We start from the raw sequence: 19,718 nt of genomic DNA, 5'->3' as shown, positions 1-19,718 counted from the left end.
CCCTATACTTGTCGACCAGGTTCAGAAACCTGATCTCAAACTATTCCTGAATTACCTACTTAAGCAGGCACGAGGTGCGTGGTGGATTTCCCTTCCCGTTTTGAAGTGATCGTCATCGGCGGCGGTCATGCCGGTACCGAGGCAGCACTGGCCTCAGCACGTATGGGGGCAAAAACCCTGTTGCTGACGCATAACGTGGAAACCCTCGGTGCCATGAGTTGCAACCCGGCCATTGGTGGCATTGGCAAAAGCCATCTGGTTAAGGAAATCGATGCCCTCGGCGGCGCGATGGCCACCGCTACCGATTTCGGTGGCATCCAGTTTCGCGTGTTGAACAGCCGCAAAGGCCCCGCCGTTCGGGCGACCCGTGCGCAAGCTGACCGGATTCTGTACAAAGCCGCTGTCCGCGAAATTCTGGAAAACCAGCCGAACCTGTGGATATTTCAACAAGCTGCTGACGACCTGATCGTCGAGCAGGAACAAGTCCGTGGTGTTGTCACGCAAATGGGTCTGCGTTTTCTCGCCGATTCCGTGGTGTTGACCACCGGTACGTTCCTCGGCGGACTTATCCACATCGGTTTGCAGAATTTTTCCGGCGGTCGCGCCGGTGATCCGCCGTCGATCGCCCTGGCTCACCGTCTGCGTGAACTGCCCCTGCGTGTCGGTCGCCTGAAAACCGGTACGCCGCCGCGTATCGACGGCAAGTCTGTGGATTTCTCGGTGATGACCGAGCAACCAGGCGATACGCCGATCCCGGTGATGTCGTTCATGGGCAACAAAGAACAGCATCCACGTCAGGTCAGCTGCTGGATTACTCACACCAACGCCCGCACCCACGAAATCATTGCCGCGAACCTCGATCGTTCGCCGATGTATTCCGCTGCCGGTGAGATCGAAGGCATTGGCCCGCGCTACTGCCCGTCGATCGAAGACAAGATCCACCGCTTTGCCGACAAGGAAAGCCATCAGGTGTTTATCGAACCGGAAGGTTTGACCACCCATGAGCTGTACCCGAACGGAATATCCACAAGCCTGCCGTTCGACGTGCAATTGCAGATCGTGCAATCGATTCGCGGCATGGAAAACGCGCACATCGTGCGTCCGGGTTATGCGATCGAGTACGACTACTTCGATCCGCGTGACCTGAAGTACAGCCTCGAGACCAAAGTCATCGGCGGTCTGTTCTTCGCCGGGCAAATCAACGGCACCACAGGTTACGAAGAAGCTGGCGCCCAAGGTTTGCTGGCCGGGGCCAACGCCGCACTGCGCGCCAAGGGCAAAGAAGCCTGGTGTCCGCGTCGCGATGAAGCGTACATCGGTGTGTTGGTCGACGACCTGATCACCCTCGGTACCCAAGAGCCGTACCGCATGTTCACTTCCCGTGCCGAATACCGCCTGATCCTGCGCGAGGACAACGCCGACCTGCGTTTGACCGAAAAAGGTCGCGAGCTCGGTTTGGTCGATGACGCACGTTGGGCAGCCTTCTGCAAGAAACGCGAAAGCATCGAACTCGAAGAACAGCGCCTGAAAAGCACTTGGGTTCGCCCGAATACGCAGCAGGGCGATGCGATCGCGGAAAAATTCGGCACGCCGTTGACCCACGAATACAACTTGCTCAACCTCTTGAGCCGTCCGGAAATCGACTACGCTGGTCTGGTCGAAGTGACCGGCAATGGCGCCGAAGATCCACAGGTCGCCGAGCAGGTTGAAATCAAAACCAAGTACGCCGGTTACATCGACCGTCAACAGGACGAAATCGCCCGTCTGCGCGCCAGTGAAGACACGAAATTGCCTGTGGATATCGATTACACCAACATTTCCGGTCTCTCCAAGGAGATCCAGAGCAAGCTCGGTGCCACGCGTCCAGAGACGCTGGGTCAGGCTTCGCGGATCCCGGGTGTGACCCCGGCAGCGATTTCGCTGTTGATGATTCATTTGAAAAAACGCGGCGCGGGCCGTCAGTTGGAGCAAAGCGCTTGAGTTCTAAGGTCACTTCGCAACACGCCGAAGAGTTATCCACAGGAGCCCGCGAGCTCGGTGTCCATCTCACTGAAACCCAGCACGAATTGCTGCTGGGTTATCTGGCCCTGTTGATCAAATGGAACCAGGCCTACAACCTGACTGCGGTGCGCGATCCGGACGAAATGGTTTCGCGACACTTGCTCGATAGTCTGAGCGTGATGTCGTTCATCGAAAACGGTCGCTGGCTCGACGTCGGCAGTGGCGGCGGCATGCCGGGGATCCCGTTGGCGATCCTGTATCCGGACTCGCAAGTGACCTGTCTGGACAGCAACGGCAAGAAAACCCGCTTTCTGACTCAGGTCAAACTCGAACTCAAACTGGATAACCTGCAAGTTATCCACAGTCGTGTCGAAGCCTTCCAGCCTGCTCAACCGTTCAATGGGATCATTTCCCGGGCGTTCAGCAGCATGGAAAACTTCACCAACTGGACTCGCCACTTAGGCGACGCCGATACACGTTGGCTGGCAATGAAGGGCGTTCATCCGGCCGATGAGCTGGTAGCATTGCCGGCAGACTTCAAACTCGATAGCGAACACGCCCTGGCCGTACCCGGTTGCCAAGGCCAACGCCATCTGCTGATACTGCGCCGCACGGCATGATTGGGAACACAAGCAAGAATGGCTAAGGTATTCGCGATAGCGAACCAAAAGGGTGGTGTGGGCAAGACCACCACCTGCATCAACCTCGCAGCATCGCTGGTCGCGACCAAGCGCCGGGTGCTGTTGATCGATCTTGATCCACAGGGCAACGCCACCATGGGTAGCGGTGTGGATAAACACGGCCTGGAAAATTCGGTCTACGACCTGCTGATCGGCGAATGCGATCTGGCCCAGGCCATGCACTATTCCGAACATGGCGGTTACCAACTGCTGCCGGCCAACCGCGACCTGACCGCGGCCGAAGTGGTGCTGCTGGAAATGCAGATGAAGGAAAGCCGTCTGCGCAGCGCGCTGGCGCCGATCCGCGAAAACTACGATTACATTCTGATCGACTGCCCGCCGTCGCTGTCGATGCTTACGCTGAACGCACTGGTCGCCGCTGATGGGGTCATTATCCCCATGCAGTGTGAGTACTTTGCGCTCGAAGGCTTGAGCGACCTTGTGGATAACATCAAGCGCATCGCCGAACTGCTGAATCCGAACCTGAAAGTCGAAGGGTTACTGCGGACCATGTATGACCCGCGCCTGAGCCTGATGAACGACGTTTCGGCGCAGCTCAAGGAACACTTCGGCGATCAGCTGTACGACACGGTGATCCCGCGCAACATCCGCCTGGCCGAAGCGCCGAGCTACGGCATGCCGGCGCTTGCCTACGACAAGCAATCGCGCGGCGCCCTGGCTTATCTGGCCCTGGCCGGCGAGATGGTTCGCCGTCAGCGCAAAAACTCACGCATCGCCGCCGCTCAGGCAACTTAAGGAATCCCCATGGCCGTCAAGAAACGAGGTCTCGGACGTGGACTGGATGCACTGCTGAGTGGTCCGACCGTCAGCGCGCTGGAAGAACAAGCGGCGCAAGCTGACACCCGCGAACTGCAGCACTTGCCGTTGGATCTGCTGCAGCGCGGCAAATACCAGCCGCGCCGCGACATGGATCCGCAGGCGCTGGAAGAACTGGCAGCGTCGATCAAGGCGCAAGGCGTGATGCAGCCGATCGTGGTGCGCCCGATTGGCGGTGGCCGCTTCGAGATCATCGCTGGTGAACGTCGCTGGCGCGCGAGTCAGCAAGCCGGGCAGGAAACCATCCCGGCGATGGTCCGCGATGTGCCGGATGAAACCGCAATCGCTATTGCGCTGATCGAGAACATCCAGCGCGAAGACCTCAATCCGATCGAAGAAGCGGTGGCCCTGCAGCGTTTGCAGCAGGAGTTCCAGCTCACTCAGCAACAGGTCGCCGAAGCTGTGGGTAAGTCCCGCGTCACTGTGGCTAACCTGTTGCGGCTTATTGCGCTGCCGGAAGTCATCAAGACCATGCTGTCCCATGGCGACCTGGAAATGGGTCATGCCCGTGCATTGCTCGGTCTGCCGGACAATCAACAGGTGGAAGGGGCGCGACATGTTGTCGCACGCGGTCTCACTGTGCGCCAAACTGAGGCACTGGTTCGTCAGTGGTTGAGTGGCAAACCGGAGCCTGTGGAGGCGACCAAACCCGACCCGGATATCGCCCGCCTCGAACAGCGTCTGGCCGAGCGCCTAGGCTCTGCGGTGCAGATTCGCCATGGGAAGAAGGGAAAGGGCCAGTTGGTGATCGGTTACAACTCCCTCGATGAGCTTCAAGGTGTGCTCGCACACATCCGCTGAAACATTTCCTCATGTAGCGCGCAGTCGGAAATCACTACCTGACAGTTGAATAGGGGCAGAACCGCCCCTATACTCTGCGCGCATTTTGTCGGCACAAATTATGCCAAGTTATTGAATTCTGGCAGCCGACCATTGGAGAGCAAACGTGATGGAAACCCGCAAGCCAAACCGCCTGCCGTTCCATCGCCTGGCGGTTTTTCCGGTGTTAATGGCTCAATTTGTCATTTTGCTCATTGCCGCTTTGGCGCTCTGGCAATGGCACGGAGTCGTTGCCGGATACTCGGGACTTTGCGGAGGCCTGATAGCCTTGCTGCCCAATGTTTATTTCGCTCACAAGGCATTTCGGTTTTCCGGCGCCCGAGCAGCCCAGTCCATCGTCCGGTCATTTTATGCCGGCGAGGCAGGCAAACTGATTTTGACGGCAGTGCTCTTTGCACTGGTGTTTGCAGGTGTGAAGCCACTGGCGCCGATAGCTGTATTCGGCGCGTTCGTGCTGACTCAGTCGGTCAGCTGGTTCGCTCCCCTGCTGATGAGAACAAGACTTTCGAGACCTTAGGGCGTTTGAGGCAACCATGGCAGAAACAACCGCTTCGGGCTATATCCAGCACCACTTGCAGAACCTGACCTTCGGTCAGCTACCTAACGGCGGCTGGGGCTTTGCCCATACCGCAGCAGAAGCCAAAGAAATGGGCTTCTGGGCTTTCCACGTCGATACTCTCGGCTGGTCGGTCGCGTTGGGTCTGATCTTCGTACTTCTTTTCCGCATGGCGGCAAAGAAAGCGACTTCGGGTCAGCCGGGTGCTTTGCAGAACTTCGTTGAAGTATTGGTCGAATTCGTCGATGGCAGCGTGAAAGACAGCTTCCATGGCCGTAGCCCGGTGATTGCACCGCTGGCACTGACCATCTTCGTCTGGGTGTTCCTGATGAACGCCGTCGACCTGGTACCGGTCGACTGGATTCCTCAGCTGGCCATCCTGATCTCCGGCGACCACCACATCCCGTTCCGCGCCGTGTCGACTACCGACCCGAACGCGACCCTGGGCATGGCGTTCTCGGTTTTCGCACTGATCATTTTCTATAGCATCAAGGTCAAGGGCTTCGGCGGCTTCATCGGCGAACTGACCCTGCACCCGTTCGGCAGCAAGAACATCTTCGTTCAAGCCCTGCTGATCCCGGTGAACTTCCTGCTGGAATTCGTGACCCTGATCGCCAAACCGATCTCTCTGGCTCTGCGTCTGTTCGGCAACATGTATGCCGGCGAGCTGGTGTTCATTCTGATCGCTGTGATGTTCGGCAGCGGTCTGCTCTGGCTGAGCGGCCTGGGCGTTGTTCTGCAGTGGGCGTGGGCTGTGTTCCACATCCTGATCATCACGCTGCAGGCGTTCATCTTCATGATGCTGACCATCGTCTACCTGTCGATGGCGCACGAAGAAAACCATTAAGACCAGTCTCGACTAGTCTGATGTCCTTCCCGGTCAAACGGGAAGGGGCTCTTCACAGGGCACCTGAAACGATTTGTTTTACCGCTTTAATCTAAAAAACCTAAACCATACGACGTAAAAGTCGGGAGGAAAGATGGAAACTGTAGTTGGTCTAACCGCTATCGCTGTTGCACTGTTGATCGGCCTGGGCGCACTGGGTACCGCAATTGGTTTCGGCCTGCTGGGCGGCAAGTTCCTGGAAGGCGCAGCGCGTCAGCCAGAAATGGTTCCAATGCTGCAAGTTAAAATGTTCATCGTTGCCGGTCTGCTCGACGCCGTAACCATGATCGGTGTTGGTATCGCTCTGTTCTTCACCTTTGCGAACCCGTTCGTTGGTCAGATCGCTGGCTAATTACCCGGATTCTTCCGAGTAATTTGATGTGATGGACAACGTAACTGCGAGGTGTTGGCGTGAACATTAATGCGACCCTGATTGGCCAGTCCGTTGCGTTCCTGATTTTTGTACTGTTCTGCATGAAGTATGTATGGCCTCCGGTCATCGCTGCTCTGCACGAACGTCAAAAGAAGATCGCTGATGGTCTGGACGCTGCCAGCCGTGCAGCTCGCGACCTGGAGTTGGCCCAAGAAAAAGCGGGTCAGCAACTGCGCGAAGCGAAAGCTCAGGCAGCTGAAATCATCGAGCAAGCCAAGAAACGCGGTAACCAGATTGTCGAAGAGGCCGTTGAAAAGGCCCGTGTCGATGCTGACCGTGTGAAGGTTCAGGCTCAAGCCGAGATCGAACAGGAACTGAACAGTGTCAAAGACAAGCTGCGTGCCCAAGTGGGCTTGCTGGCTGTCGGCGGCGCCGAGAAGATCCTGGGTGCCACAATCGATCAAAACGCGCACGCAGAGCTGGTTAACCAACTGGCTGCTGAAATCTAAGCGAGGGCGATCATGGCAGAACTGACCACGTTGGCCCGACCTTACGCTAAGGCGGCCTTCGAGCACGCTCAGGCCCACCAGCAACTGGCCAATTGGTCAGCCATGCTCGGCCTGGCTGCAGCGGTGTCGCAAGACGACACCATGCAGCGCGTGCTCAAGGCCCCGCGACTGACGAGCGCAGAAAAGGCCGCCACGTTTATTGACGTGTGCGGCGACAAGTTTGATGCCAAGGCACAGAACTTCATCAATGTCGTTGCCGAAAACGACCGTCTCCCGCTTCTGCCGGAGATTGCCGCTCTTTTCGACCTGTACAAGGCCGAACAAGAGAAGTCGGTAGACGTTGAAGTGACCAGTGCTTTTGCATTGAACCAAGAACAGCAAGACAAACTCGCCAAGGTTCTCAGTGCACGACTCAACCGGGAAGTGCGCCTGCAAGTTGCGGAGGATGCTGCCCTTATAGGTGGTGTCGTTATCCGCGCCGGCGACCTGGTTATCGATGGCTCGATTCGCGGCAAAATCGCGAAACTTGCCGAAGCATTGAAATCTTGAGTTTGAAGGGGCAGCAGAGCAATGCAGCAACTCAATCCTTCCGAAATAAGTGAAATTATCAAGGGCCGCATCGACAAGCTCGATGTGACCTCCCAAGCCCGTAACGAAGGCACTGTCGTCAGCGTATCTGACGGCATCGTGCGGATTCACGGTCTGGCCGATGTTATGTACGGCGAGATGATCGAGTTTCCGGGCGGCGTCTACGGTATGGCCCTCAACCTGGAGCAAGACTCCGTAGGTGCCGTTGTACTGGGCGCTTACCAGTCTCTGGCTGAAGGCATGAGCGCCAAGTGCACTGGCCGCATCCTCGAAGTTCCGGTTGGTAAGGAACTGCTGGGTCGCGTAGTCGACGCACTGGGTAACCCTGTTGACGGCAAAGGTCCACTGGGCAACACCGAGACCGACGCGGTCGAGAAAGTTGCACCGGGCGTGATCTGGCGTAAGTCGGTAGACCAGCCTGTACAGACTGGCTACAAGGCTGTCGATGCCATGATCCCTGTCGGCCGTGGCCAGCGTGAGCTGATCATCGGTGACCGTCAGATCGGTAAAACCGCTCTGGCGATCGACGCGATCATCAACCAGAAAGACAGCGGCATTTTCTGCGTCTACGTAGCTATCGGTCAGAAGCAATCGACCATCGCCAACGTGGTTCGCAAGCTGGAAGAAAACGGCGCCCTGGCCAACACGATCATCGTGGCTGCCAGTGCTTCGGAATCTCCTGCGCTGCAATTCCTGGCACCGTACTCCGGTTGCACCATGGGTGAATTCTTCCGCGACCGCGGTGAAGACGCGCTGATCGTTTATGACGATCTGTCCAAGCAAGCAGTGGCTTACCGCCAGATTTCCCTGCTGCTGCGCCGTCCACCAGGCCGTGAAGCTTACCCAGGCGACGTGTTCTATCTCCACTCCCGTCTGCTGGAGCGCGCATCCCGCGTTTCGGAAGAATACGTAGAGAAGTTCACCAACGGCGCAGTGACCGGCAAAACCGGTTCCCTGACCGCACTGCCGATCATCGAAACCCAGGCTGGCGACGTTTCCGCGTTCGTTCCGACCAACGTGATTTCCATCACCGACGGTCAGATCTTCCTGGAATCGGCCATGTTCAACTCGGGCATCCGCCCTGCAGTGAACGCCGGTGTTTCGGTATCCCGTGTGGGTGGTGCCGCTCAGACCAAGATCATCAAGAAGCTCTCCGGTGGTATCCGTACCGCTCTGGCTCAGTACCGTGAACTGGCGGCATTCGCCCAGTTCGCTTCTGACCTGGACGAAGCGACCCGTAAGCAACTTGAGCATGGTCAGCGCGTTACCGAGCTGATGAAGCAGAAGCAATACGCACCAATGTCGATCGCTGACATGGCGCTGTCGCTGTATGCCGCTGAGCGTGGGTTCCTGACTGACATTGAAATCGCCAAGATCGGCAGCTTCGAACAAGCGCTGATTGCTTTCTTCAACCGCGATCACGCCGATTTGATGGCCAAGATCAACGTTAAAGGTGACTTCAATGACGAAATCGACGCTGGCATGAAAGCCGGTATCGAGAAGTTCAAGGCCACCCAAACCTGGTAAGCCGCAGCGGGAGCCGCGAGGCTCCCGCTTGCTAACCTGATAGGTGTTACATGGCAGGCGCAAAAGAGATTCGCAGTAAGATTGCGAGCATCAAAAGCACGCAAAAGATTACCAGCGCCATGGAAAAAGTGGCGGTCAGCAAAATGCGCAAGGCACAAATGCGCATGGCTGCTAGCCGTCCTTATGCGGAGCGTATCCGCCAGGTTATTGGGCATCTGGCCAACGCCAACCCGGAATACCGCCACCCGTTCATGATCGACCGCGAAATCAAGCGCGTTGGTTATGTTGTGGTGAGCAGTGACCGTGGTCTGTGCGGCGGCTTGAACACCAACCTGTTCAAGGCCCTGGTCAAGGACATGGCGGTAAACCGCGAAAACGGCGTCGAGATTGATCTGTGTGTCGTTGGTAGCAAGGGTGCGGCCTTTTTCCGCAACTTCGGCGGTAACGTCGTTGCAGCTATCAGCCACCTGGGTGAAGAGCCGTCGATCAATGATCTGATCGGCAGCGTCAAGGTGATGCTGGATGCCTACCTGGACGGCCGTATTGACCGCCTGTCCGTGGTGTCCAACAAGTTCATCAACACCATGACGCAACAGCCTACCGTGGAGCAGTTGATTCCACTGGTGGCAACCCCGGATCAGGATCTCAAGCACCACTGGGACTATCTCTACGAACCGGATGCCAAAGAGCTGCTTGACGGCTTGATGGTCCGCTACGTTGAGTCGCAGGTCTACCAGGCGGTGGTCGAGAACAACGCGGCTGAACAAGCTGCGCGGATGATCGCGATGAAGAACGCTACCGACAACGCCGGTGATTTGATCAGCGATTTGCAGCTGATCTACAACAAGGCGCGTCAGGCTGCGATCACCCAAGAGATCTCGGAAATCGTCGGCGGCGCTGCCGCGGTTTAACGGTTCAAATATTCAGAGGATCCAGCTATGAGTAGCGGACGTATCGTTCAAATCATCGGCGCCGTTATCGACGTGGAATTTCCACGCGACAGCGTACCGAGCATCTACAACGCGCTGAAAGTAGTGAGCGCGGCTGAAACCACTCTGGAAGTTCAGCAACAGCTGGGCGACGGCGTGGTTCGCACCATTGCGATGGGTTCCACCGAGGGCTTGAAGCGCGGTCTGGAAGTTACCGACTCTGGCGCAGCCATCTCCGTACCGGTCGGTAAAGCGACCCTGGGCCGGATCATGGACGTCCTCGGTAACCCGATCGACGAAGCTGGCCCGATCGACACCGAAGAGCGTTGGGGCATTCACCGTCCAGCGCCTTCGTTCGCTGAGCAAGCAGGCGGCAACGACCTGCTGGAAACCGGCATCAAGGTTATCGACCTGGTTTGCCCGTTTGCCAAAGGCGGTAAAGTCGGTCTGTTCGGTGGTGCCGGTGTAGGCAAAACCGTAAACATGATGGAACTGATCCGTAACATCGCCATCGAGCACAGCGGTTATTCCGTGTTCGCCGGTGTGGGTGAGCGTACTCGTGAGGGTAACGACTTCTACCACGAGATGAAGGATTCCAACGTTCTGGACAAAGTGGCACTGGTTTACGGTCAGATGAACGAGCCGCCGGGTAACCGTCTGCGCGTAGCACTGACCGGCCTGACCATGGCCGAGAAGTTCCGTGACGAAGGTAACGACGTTCTGCTGTTCGTCGACAACATCTATCGTTACACCCTGGCCGGTACTGAAGTATCCGCACTGCTGGGCCGTATGCCTTCGGCAGTAGGTTACCAGCCGACCCTGGCTGAAGAGATGGGCGTTCTGCAAGAACGTATCACTTCGACCAAGGAAGGTTCGATCACTTCGATCCAAGCGGTATACGTACCTGCGGATGACTTGACCGACCCGTCGCCAGCGACCACCTTCGCCCACTTGGACGCCACCGTCGTTCTGTCCCGTGACATCGCTTCCCTGGGTATCTACCCAGCGGTAGATCCACTGGATTCGACTTCGCGCCAGCTGGACCCGAACGTAATCGGCCAGGACCACTACGACACCGCTCGCGGCGTTCAGTACGTTCTGCAACGTTACAAAGAGCTGAAGGACATCATCGCGATCCTGGGTATGGACGAGCTGTCGGAAGCCGACAAGCAGTTGGTAAACCGTGCTCGTAAGATCCAGCGCTTCTTGTCGCAGCCGTTCTTCGTGGCTGAAGTCTTCACCGGTGCTTCGGGTAAATACGTTTCCCTGAAAGACACTATTGCTGGCTTCAAAGGCATCCTCAACGGTGACTACGACCACCTGCCAGAACAAGCGTTCTACATGGTTGGCGGCATCGAAGAAGCGATCGAGAAAGCCAAGAAACTGTAATCCCGGCGCCCGGCAACGGGCGCTAATTTAGGTTGAGGCAATCAGATGGCTATGACAGTCCATTGCGATATCGTCAGCGCGGAAGGGGAAATCTTTTCCGGCCTGGTCGAGATGGTGATTGCGCACGGTGCACTGGGTGATCTTGGTATCGCTCTGGGTCACGCGCCGCTGATCACTAATCTGAAGCCAGGTCCGATCCGCCTGATCAAGCAAGGCGGGGAAGCCGAGGTGTTCTACATCTCCGGTGGTTTCCTCGAGGTTCAGCCGAACATGGTCAAGGTGCTTGCCGATACCGTGCAACGCGCCGCCGACCTGGATGAAGCTCAAGCCCAGGCAGCTCTCAAGGCTGCCGAAGCTGCTCTGCACGAGAAGAGCGCAGATTTCGACTACGGAGCTGCGTCCGCACGTCTGGCCGAGGCTGCAGCTCAGCTGCGCACCGTCCAGCAGATCCGCAAGAAGTTTGGCGGTTAATCCGTCAGCCGCTTGTTGTGCGATTGATAAAAAAGGGTAGCCTCGGCTACCCTTTTTTCTTTTCCGAATTCCCGAAACCCGGTCGCAGTTGCTGACCACCCAGGATTGGTAGCCAGTCATGTCTCTTGAAATCGTTATCCTCGCGGCCGGTCAAGGCACTCGTATGCGTTCGGCACTGCCGAAAGTGCTGCATCCGATTGCCGGCAACTCCATGCTGGGTCATGTTATCCACAGCGCCCGGCAACTTGATCCGCAACGCATTCATGTGGTGATCGGTCACGGCGCCGACGTGGTGCGCGAGCGACTGGCTGCCGACGATCTGAATTTCGTCCTGCAGGACAAGCAACTCGGCACCGGCCACGCCACCGCTCAAGCGGTTCCGTTCATTACTGCCGACACCGTGCTGATCCTCTACGGGGACGTGCCGCTGATCGAAGTCGAAACCCTGCAGCGTCTGCTCAAGCACGTCGTGCCTGGACAGATGGGCTTGCTCACCGTCGAGCTGGATGACCCGACCGGTTACGGCCGCATCGTGCGCGATATCGACGGTAAGGTGGCCGCAATCGTTGAGCACAAAGATGCCAGCGAAGCGCAACGCGCAATTACTGAAGGCAACACCGGCATTCTTGCTGTCCCGGCCAATCGTCTGGCTGACTGGATGAGCCGTCTGTCGAACAACAATGCGCAGGGCGAGTACTACCTGACCGACGTGATCGAGATGGCTGTCAGTGATGGTCTGGTGGTCGCCACCGAGCAACCGCACGACCCAATGGAAGTGCAGGGCGCCAACGATCGCAAGCAACTGTCTGAGCTGGAGCGTCATTACCAGTTGCGCGCTGGTCGTCGGTTGATGACGCAAGGCGTCACCCTGCGTGACCCGGCGCGCTTTGACGTGCGTGGTGAAGTGACCGTCGGTCGCGATGTGCTGATTGACATCAACGTGATCCTCGAAGGCAACGTTGTCATCGAAGATGACGTGGTGATCGGCCCGAACTGCGTGATCAAGGACAGCACCCTGCGCAAAGGCGTGGTCATCAAAGCCAACAGTCATATCGAAGGTGCCGTACTGGGCGAGGGCAGCGATGCCGGCCCGTTCGCGCGTCTGCGTCCAGGCACCGTGCTTGAAGCGGGCGCACATGTGGGTAACTTCGTTGAGCTGAAAAATGCCCGCATGGGCGAAGGCGCCAAGGCGGGACACCTGACTTATCTGGGCGATGCCGAGATCGGTGCCCGTACCAACATCGGCGCCGGCACCATCACCTGCAACTACGATGGCGCCAACAAGTGGAAAACCGTGCTGGGTGCAGATGTGTTCATCGGTTCCAATAATTCGCTGGTCGCGCCTGTGGATATCTCCGACGGTGCATCCACGGCGGCCGGCTCGACGATTACGCAGAATGTGGATAACGCGCAGTTGGCCGTGGGCCGAGCGCGGCAGAGAAATATCGACGGCTGGAAGCGGCCGGAGAAGATCAAGAAGAGCTGAGTTATCCACAGCGGTTTTTTGAAGATCAAGAGATCGCAGCCTTCGGCAGCTCCTACGGGAATGTTGAAGGCTGCGATTTTTTTTGGGTGACAGCTTGACGATTTAGAGCCGATAGGTTTTGATTGCTTCCGTTATCTTTCGAAACGAAACTTAAGTCGCCATGTCGAAACGCAACACGCCGCAACGCCGCCACAACATCCTCGCCTTGCTCAACGAGCAGGGCGAAGTCAGTGTGGATGAACTGGCCAAGCGCTTCGAAACCTCGGAAGTTACGATTCGCAAGGATCTCGCCGCGCTGGAAAGCCACGGTCTGTTGCTGCGCCGCTACGGCGGGGCGATCACCATGCCGCAGGAACTGGTCGCGGAAACCGCGCAGAGCGTTTCCAAGTACAAACAGGCCATCGCCCGCGCGGCGGTGAAACGCATCCGCGAGCACGCGCGCATCATCATAGACAGCGGCAGCACCACTGCCGCGATGATCCCCGAACTTGGCCAGCAGCCGGGTTTGGTGGTGATGACCAATTCCCTGCACGTCGCCAATGCCTTGAGCGAACTCGAACACGAGCCTGTGCTGTTGATGACTGGCGGCACCTGGGATCCGCATTCGGAATCCTTTCAGGGCCAGGTCGCCGAGCAGGTACTACGCTCTTACGACTTCGACCAGTTGTTCATTGGCGCCGACGGTATCGATCTGGTGCGCGGCACGACGACTTTCAATGAATTGCTGGGACTTAGCCGGGTCATGGCCGAGGTGGCGCGAGAAGTCATCGTCATGGTCGAGGCCGACAAGATCGGTCGCAAGATTCCCAATCTGGAACTGCCGTGGAGCAGCGTCCATACCCTCATTACCGATGATCGCCTGCCTATCGAAGCGCGCGATCAGATACAGGCCCGCGGTATCACCGTGATTTGCGCGGCTGTCAGTCAGGAGAAATAAGCATGTGTGGAATTGTCGGCGCAGTTGCTGAACGTAATATCACCGCCATCCTGCTCGAAGGCCTCAAGCGCCTTGAATACCGCGGCTACGACAGCGCCGGTGTCGCGGTCTTTACCAACGACGAAACCCTCGAGCGCATGCGTCGTCCGGGCAAGGTCAGCGAACTCGAAGCCGCATTGGCCGAGCATCCGTTGGTTGGCCGTCTCGGCATTGCTCACACCCGCTGGGCCACCCACGGCGCACCGTGCGAGCGTAACGCGCACCCGCATTTCTCCGGCGACATCGCGGTGGTGCACAACGGCATCATCGAAAACCACGAAGCCCTGCGTGAACAACTGAAAGCGCTGGGTTACGTGTTTACTTCGGATACCGACACCGAAGTTATCGCCCATCTGCTCAACCACAAGCTCAAGGATCAGCCAGACCTGAGCGTTGCGCTTAAAGCGACGGTCAAGGAATTGCACGGTGCTTATGGTCTGGCGGTGATCAATGCCAAACAGCCTGATCGTCTGGTCGCCGCGCGCAGTGGCAGCCCATTGGTGATCGGTCTGGGTCTGGGCGAGAATTTCCTCGCCTCTGACCAATTGGCCCTGCGTCAGGTCACCGACCGGTTCATGTATCTGGAAGAAGGCGATATCGCCGAAATTCGCCGCGATAACGTGCAGATCTGGGACATCAACGGCAATGCCGTCGAGCGCCAGACCGTGCAGTACAGCGATGGTGCTGAAGCTGCCGACAAAGGTGAATACCGCCACTACATGCTCAAGGAAATCCACGAGCAACCGGCCGTTGTACAACGAACCCTCGAAGGTCGCCTGAGCAACGATCAGGTGCTGGTGCAAGCGTTCGGCCCACAAGCGGCCGAACTGTTCGCCAAAGTCCGCAACGTGCAGATCGTCGCGTGCGGCACCAGTTATCACGCGGGTATGGTCGCGCGGTACTGGCTCGAAGAATTGGCCGGCATTCCGTGCCAAGTCGAAGTCGCCAGCGAATTCCGCTACCGCAAAGTGGTGGTGCAGCCGGACACCTTATTCGTGACCATCTCGCAGTCCGGCGAAACCGCCGACACCCTGGCGGCGCTGCGCAATGCCAAGGAACTGGGCTTCCTCGCCAGCCTGGCCATCTGCAACGTTGGCATCAGCTCGCTGGTGCGCGAATCCGACCTGACCCTGCTGACCCAGGCCGGCCGCGAAATCGGCGTCGCCTCGACTAAAGCCTTCACCACGCAACTGGTCGGCCTGTTGCTGCTGACTCTGTCGCTGGGTCAAGTACGCGGGACGTTAGCCGAGGGCGTTGAAGCGCGTCTGGTCGAGGAACTGCGTCGTCTGCCAACCCGTCTCGGTGAAGCATTGGCCATGGACAGCACCGTGGAAAAAATCGCCGAGCTGTTCGCCGAGAAGAACCACACGCTATTTCTCGGTCGTGGTGCGCAATTCCCGGTAGCAATGGAAGGCGCCTTGAAACTCAAGGAAATCTCCTACATCCACGCCGAAGCCTACCCGGCCGGCGAACTGAAACACGGCCCGCTGGCGCTTGTGGATAACGATATGCCGGTGGTTACCGTCGCGCCGAACAACGAACTGCTGGAAAAGCTCAAATCCAACCTGCAGGAAGTCCGTGCCCGTGGCGGTGAACTGATCGTATTCGCCGATGAGAAAGCCGGGATGACCAACGGCGAAGGCACCCACGTGGTGCAGATGCCGCACATCCACGACATCCTCTCGCCGATCCTCTACACGATTCCGCTGCAGTTGCTGTCGTACTACGTGGCGGTACTCAAGGGCACGGACGTCGATCAGCCGCGTAACCTGGCGAAGTCGGTGACGGTGGAATAAGTTATCCACAGCTGACCTACGCACAAAAAATCGCAGCTTCGGCTGCGATTTTTGTATCTGACTCGAGAGGCACCATGGACCGCTTCCAGGAAATGCACATCTTCACCACCGTCGCCCAAGAGCAAGGCTTCTCCTCTGCCGCGCGGCGTCTGGGTTTGTCAGCGGCCAGCGTCACGCGTGCGGTGGCGGCGTTGGAGTTGCGCATCGGCACGCAGTTGCTGATTCGTACTACGCGCAGTGTGCATTTGAGCGAAGCCGGGCAGCGTTATCTGGAGGATTGTCGGAGGATTCTCGCTGAGGTGCAGGAAGCCGAGGATTCGGCAGCGGGCAGTCATGCCGAGCCGCGTGGGCAACTGACGGTCACAGCGCCGGTGTTGTTCGGTGATTTGTTTGTGACGCCGCTGATGGCGCGTTATCTGGCGCAGTATCCGGATGTCACGATCAATGCGGTACTGGTCGATCGGATCGTCAACATGGTCGAGGAGGGCATCGATGTGGCGGTGCGCATCGGTGATCTGCCGGACAGCAGTCAGCATGCTGTTCGCGTGGGTGAGGTGCGTAGGGTCATTTGCGGCTCGCCGGACTACTTTGCCAAATATGGCCGACCGGCTCATCCCCACGCGTTGGCGGGCGCGCCAGTGGTGGCGACTTCAGCGATTGGCCAGCAACGCAGTTGGCCGTTTCTCGACGCGGGTGAACCGCTTAGCGTGCGTCCTGAGCCGCGTCTGATCGTGACCGCCAATCAGGCAGCGATTACCGCAGCCTGCATGGGGCTGGGCTTGACTCGGGTGCTGTCTTATCAAGTTGCCAGCAAAATCGCGACCGGTGAGCTGGAAATCGTCCTCGCTGAATTTGAACTGCCGACATTGCCGATCCATGTGGTGTATCAGGGAGGGCGCAAGGCGCCGGCGCGGATCCGCAGTTTTGTCGATTTCACCGCCAACGCTTTGCGCGAACATCCTGCTTTGAAAGGCGCTGCGTTATTGCACCCGATGAAATAATCGATTGCAGTTGCTGGTGATTCTGTTGTTTTCGCGATCAGCGCAAGATGGCCTCCATCGGCGCTCTCATCCTCGCAGCGGCGCCACTGTTCAGCGGAGTCGACCATGCAAGCGATCAAACTCTACAACTTTCCACGTTCCGGTCACGCCCACCGTGTCGAGCTGATGTTGTCCCTGTTGCAACTGCCGACCGAGCTGATCTTCGTCGATCTGGCCAAAGGTGAGCACAAGCAGCCGGCGTATCTGGCGATCAACAGTTTCGGCCAGGTGCCGGCCATCGATGACGACGGTGTGGTGCTGGCCGACTCCAACGCGATTCTGGTGTACCTGGCGCAGAAATACGGCAACGGCCGTTGGTTGCCAACGGACCCGGTCGGCGCCGCACGTGTGCAGCGCTGGTTGTCGGCCGCCGCCGGACCGATCGCTTTCGGGCCCGCTGCAGCGCGACTGGTCACGGTGTTTGGCGCACAACTGAATGCGGACGAGGCAATCACCCGGGCGCACAACCTGCTCAAAGTGATGGACATCGAGTTGGGCAAAACCGCGTACCTGGCCGGCGACGAACCGACCATTGCCGACGTTTCTGCCTACAGTTACATCGCCCACGCACCGGAAGGCAACGTGTCACTGGACGATTACGGCAACGTCCGCGCCTGGCTGGCGCGGGTTGAAGCCTTGCCTGGTTTCGTCGGCATGCCGCGTACGGTTGCCGGTCTGCAAACCACTGCCTGATTTTCGCAATCGACACTGCGCCGACGGTGCAGGGGAGAGGTCGTGATGGAACGTTCACCGTGGCACGCTGGCGAACAGCAGTTGCAGGCCCATGTCGGCGTTGCCGATCGTATGGAAGCCTTCGGGCGTAAGGTGATTCGCACCTGGATGCCGGATCAGCACCGAGAGTTCTATCAGCAACTGCCTTTCATGCTGTACGGCGCAGTCGATGCGCAGGGGATGCCGTGGGCCAGTGTGCTCGAAGGTGCGCCGGGGTTTGCCCGTTCGCCGGATCCCGAGCATTTGCATTTCGCCAGCCAGCCTGCTGCCGATGACCCGGCGCAACTGCGCAATGGCGAGCCGATCGGTTTACTCGGCATCGAATTGCATACCCGCCGGCGCAATCGCCTCAACGGCCATGTCGGCAATCTGAGCGCTGATGGTTTTGAAGTAAGCGTGGATCAGGCCTTCGGCAATTGCCCGCAATACATTCAACTGCGTCAGTTTCAGCGGGTGCCGCTGACGGATCCGCAGACACGCCCGGCTGAGCATCTGCACGGCCTCGATGACGCGGCCGTTGCGCTGATCACTGGCGCCGATACGTTTTTTGTTGCCAGTTATGTGGATGTCGACGGCCAGCGTGCGGTGGATGTTTCCCACCGGGGTGGCCAGGCCGGTTTCGTCCGTGTGAAAGGCAATCGTCTTACCATCCCTGACTTTGCCGGCAATCTGCATTTCAACACCCTCGGCAATCTGCTGCTCAATCCCAAGGCCGGCTTGCTGTTCATCGACTTTTCCACAGGTGATCTGCTGCAACTCAGCGGGCGTACCGAGATCCTTCTCGATGACCCGCAGATCGAAGCCTTTCAAGGTGCGGAACGGCTGTGGACATTTGAGGTGGAAAAACTGGTGCGGCGTCCGGCCGCTCTGGCGTTACGCTGGCGCTTCGACGGCATGTCGCCGACCAGCCTGCTGACCGGCAATTGGGCCGAGGCGGACGCGCGTTTGCAGGCGCAGGCACTGGGTAATCAATGGCGGCCGTTGCGCGTGGCGAAGATCGAAGCAGAAAGTCGCAGCATCCGTTCAATCTATCTGGAGCCAACCGATGGCGCCGGGTTGCCAGTGTTTCTCGCGGGTCAGCATTTGCCAGTGCGTTTCACTATTGATGGCGAGGTGCATATCCGCACCTACAGTCTTTCGAGTGCGCCATCGGATGGTTTCTACCGGATCAGCGTGAAGCGCGAAGGGCTGATTTCCTCGCACCTGCATGAGCAGATTCGCGTTGGTGATGTGCTCGAGGCGCGGGCGCCGCAGGGGCATTTCACCGTGGCGCCGCTGGAACAGCGACCGTTGGTGCTGCTGGCTGCCGGGGTCGGCATCACGCCGTTGCTGTCGATGTTGCGCGAGGTTGTGTACCAGGGCTTGCGCACGCGGGGGATTCGTCCGACGTTGTTGCTGCAGAGTTCGCGCAGTCTGGCGGATCAGCCATTTCGAAAGGAGCTGGATCGTTTGCTCGAAACCGCAGGCGATTCTGTACGAGTGCTGCGTTTGCTCAGCCAGCCGGAAGCCGATCTGCAAGAGGGCGAGGATTTCGATGTGCATGGGCGCATCGACGGCGCGGTGCTGAGGAACCTGCTGGAGGCCGAGGATTTCGATCAGCTCGACTTTGTGCTCTGTGGCCCTGGTGGTTTTACCCAAGGGTTGTACGACACCCTGCGCGAACTGGATGTGCGCGACGCGCAGATTCACGCGGAAACCTTTGGCCCGTCGACGCTGAAACGTCAGGCCGATCCGGATGCGATCGTGATCGAGCAACCGCCCGCAGCAGCCACGTCGGTGCCGGTGGTGTTTGAGCGCTCGGCGAAAGAGGCACGTTGGCAACCCGATGGCGGCAGTTTGCTGGAGTTGGCGGAAAGCCGCGGATTGCGTCCGGAGTTCAGTTGCCGCGGTGGTTCGTGCGGTACCTGCAAGACCCGGCTGGTCAGTGGTGCGGTGAATTATCCACAGGTGCCGGCGGATATTCCGGAAGCGGGGCATGTGCTGATTTGCTGCGCAGTTCCGGCGCAAAGCAATCAGCCACTGGTACTGGATCTGTAGCTACTTTCCTGCGACGAATTTTTGCGGATTTCGAATCAGTCGTTTTCACCACTGACAGGCATCTG

General features: G+C 58.3%; 19 protein-coding genes. All 19 read left to right on the top strand.

Annotated features, from left to right (window positions below):
- Positions 1-81 precede the first annotated feature (81 nt).
- The 19 genes from mnmG to ACOYXH_RS25425 all read left to right on the top strand — a co-directional run bounded on the left by mnmG (position 82) and on the right by ACOYXH_RS25425 (position 19,653).
- Entirely contained in the window at positions 82-1,980 is a 1,899-nt protein-coding gene (gene mnmG / locus ACOYXH_RS25515; protein ID WP_095125083.1) for a tRNA uridine-5-carboxymethylaminomethyl(34) synthesis enzyme MnmG, read from the top strand.
- Entirely contained in the window at positions 1,977-2,621 is a 645-nt protein-coding gene (gene rsmG / locus ACOYXH_RS25510) for a 16S rRNA (guanine(527)-N(7))-methyltransferase RsmG (RefSeq protein WP_064116544.1), read from the top strand. The genes mnmG and rsmG overlap by 4 nt, the downstream gene beginning before the upstream one ends.
- Positions 2,622-2,639: 18 nt before the next feature.
- Positions 2,640-3,437 (top strand): ParA family protein, encoded by a 798-nt coding sequence (locus tag ACOYXH_RS25505; RefSeq protein ID WP_008084406.1) that lies wholly within the window; start codon positions 2,640-2,642, stop codon positions 3,435-3,437.
- A 9-nt stretch (positions 3,438-3,446) separates the two neighbouring features.
- Positions 3,447-4,319: a ParB/RepB/Spo0J family partition protein gene (locus ACOYXH_RS25500; RefSeq protein ID WP_034152184.1), complete on the top strand. Its 873-nt coding sequence runs from the start codon at positions 3,447-3,449 to the stop codon at positions 4,317-4,319.
- Between the two features lie 148 nt (positions 4,320-4,467).
- The gene (locus ACOYXH_RS25495) at positions 4,468-4,875 is read left to right on the top strand and encodes a F0F1 ATP synthase subunit I (protein ID WP_003229783.1); all 408 of its coding nucleotides are present in this window, start codon (positions 4,468-4,470) and stop codon (positions 4,873-4,875) included.
- Between the two features lie 16 nt (positions 4,876-4,891).
- Positions 4,892-5,761 (top strand): F0F1 ATP synthase subunit A, encoded by an 870-nt coding sequence (atpB, locus tag ACOYXH_RS25490; protein WP_007911917.1) that lies wholly within the window; start codon positions 4,892-4,894, stop codon positions 5,759-5,761.
- A 133-nt stretch (positions 5,762-5,894) separates the two neighbouring features.
- Positions 5,895-6,152: a F0F1 ATP synthase subunit C gene (gene atpE, locus ACOYXH_RS25485; protein ID WP_003097235.1), complete on the top strand. Its 258-nt coding sequence runs from the start codon at positions 5,895-5,897 to the stop codon at positions 6,150-6,152.
- A 59-nt stretch (positions 6,153-6,211) separates the two neighbouring features.
- Complete coding sequence (locus ACOYXH_RS25480) at positions 6,212-6,682, top strand: F0F1 ATP synthase subunit B (protein WP_003229781.1); 471 nt, start codon at positions 6,212-6,214, stop codon at positions 6,680-6,682.
- Between the two features lie 12 nt (positions 6,683-6,694).
- Positions 6,695-7,231 carry a F0F1 ATP synthase subunit delta gene (locus ACOYXH_RS25475; RefSeq protein WP_007911956.1) on the top strand — a complete coding sequence of 179 codons (537 nt, stop codon included), beginning with the start codon at positions 6,695-6,697 and terminating at the stop codon, positions 7,229-7,231.
- A gap of 21 nt (positions 7,232-7,252) precedes the next feature.
- Entirely contained in the window at positions 7,253-8,797 is a 1,545-nt protein-coding gene (gene atpA, locus ACOYXH_RS25470; RefSeq protein WP_016984064.1) for a F0F1 ATP synthase subunit alpha, read from the top strand.
- 50 nt (positions 8,798-8,847) lie between these two features.
- Complete coding sequence (gene atpG, locus ACOYXH_RS25465; protein WP_007911960.1) at positions 8,848-9,708, top strand: F0F1 ATP synthase subunit gamma; 861 nt, start codon at positions 8,848-8,850, stop codon at positions 9,706-9,708.
- 27 nt (positions 9,709-9,735) lie between these two features.
- The gene (atpD, locus tag ACOYXH_RS25460) at positions 9,736-11,115 is read left to right on the top strand and encodes a F0F1 ATP synthase subunit beta (protein WP_007911961.1); all 1,380 of its coding nucleotides are present in this window, start codon (positions 9,736-9,738) and stop codon (positions 11,113-11,115) included.
- Between the two features lie 45 nt (positions 11,116-11,160).
- The gene (locus ACOYXH_RS25455; protein ID WP_007954164.1) at positions 11,161-11,586 is read left to right on the top strand and encodes a F0F1 ATP synthase subunit epsilon; all 426 of its coding nucleotides are present in this window, start codon (positions 11,161-11,163) and stop codon (positions 11,584-11,586) included.
- Positions 11,587-11,704: 118 nt separating this feature from the next.
- A complete protein-coding gene (gene glmU / locus ACOYXH_RS25450) occupies positions 11,705-13,072 on the top strand; it encodes a bifunctional UDP-N-acetylglucosamine diphosphorylase/glucosamine-1-phosphate N-acetyltransferase GlmU (RefSeq protein ID WP_095125081.1) in 1,368 nt (455 codons plus the stop codon).
- Between the two features lie 160 nt (positions 13,073-13,232).
- Positions 13,233-14,009, top strand: a complete 777-nt coding sequence (locus tag ACOYXH_RS25445) for a DeoR/GlpR family DNA-binding transcription regulator (protein WP_007911964.1) — start codon at positions 13,233-13,235, stop codon at positions 14,007-14,009.
- Between the two features lie 2 nt (positions 14,010-14,011).
- Positions 14,012-15,844 carry a glutamine--fructose-6-phosphate transaminase (isomerizing) gene (glmS, locus tag ACOYXH_RS25440; protein WP_095049585.1) on the top strand — a complete coding sequence of 611 codons (1,833 nt, stop codon included), beginning with the start codon at positions 14,012-14,014 and terminating at the stop codon, positions 15,842-15,844.
- Between the two features lie 74 nt (positions 15,845-15,918).
- Positions 15,919-16,845, top strand: a complete 927-nt coding sequence (locus tag ACOYXH_RS25435; protein WP_093429557.1) for a LysR family transcriptional regulator — start codon at positions 15,919-15,921, stop codon at positions 16,843-16,845.
- A gap of 105 nt (positions 16,846-16,950) precedes the next feature.
- Positions 16,951-17,577, top strand: coding sequence for a glutathione S-transferase family protein (locus ACOYXH_RS25430; RefSeq protein ID WP_095125080.1), 627 nt, complete (start codon positions 16,951-16,953; stop codon positions 17,575-17,577).
- 45 nt (positions 17,578-17,622) lie between these two features.
- Entirely contained in the window at positions 17,623-19,653 is a 2,031-nt protein-coding gene (locus ACOYXH_RS25425) for a pyridoxamine 5'-phosphate oxidase family protein (protein ID WP_095125079.1), read from the top strand.
- Positions 19,654-19,718: the final 65 nt, after the last annotated feature.

It is taken from the genome of Pseudomonas sp. Mb7 (genome assembly GCF_054790525.1).
The sequence above is the reverse complement of the archived record's forward strand: the minus strand, read 5'-3'. Positions and strand labels throughout refer to the sequence as shown.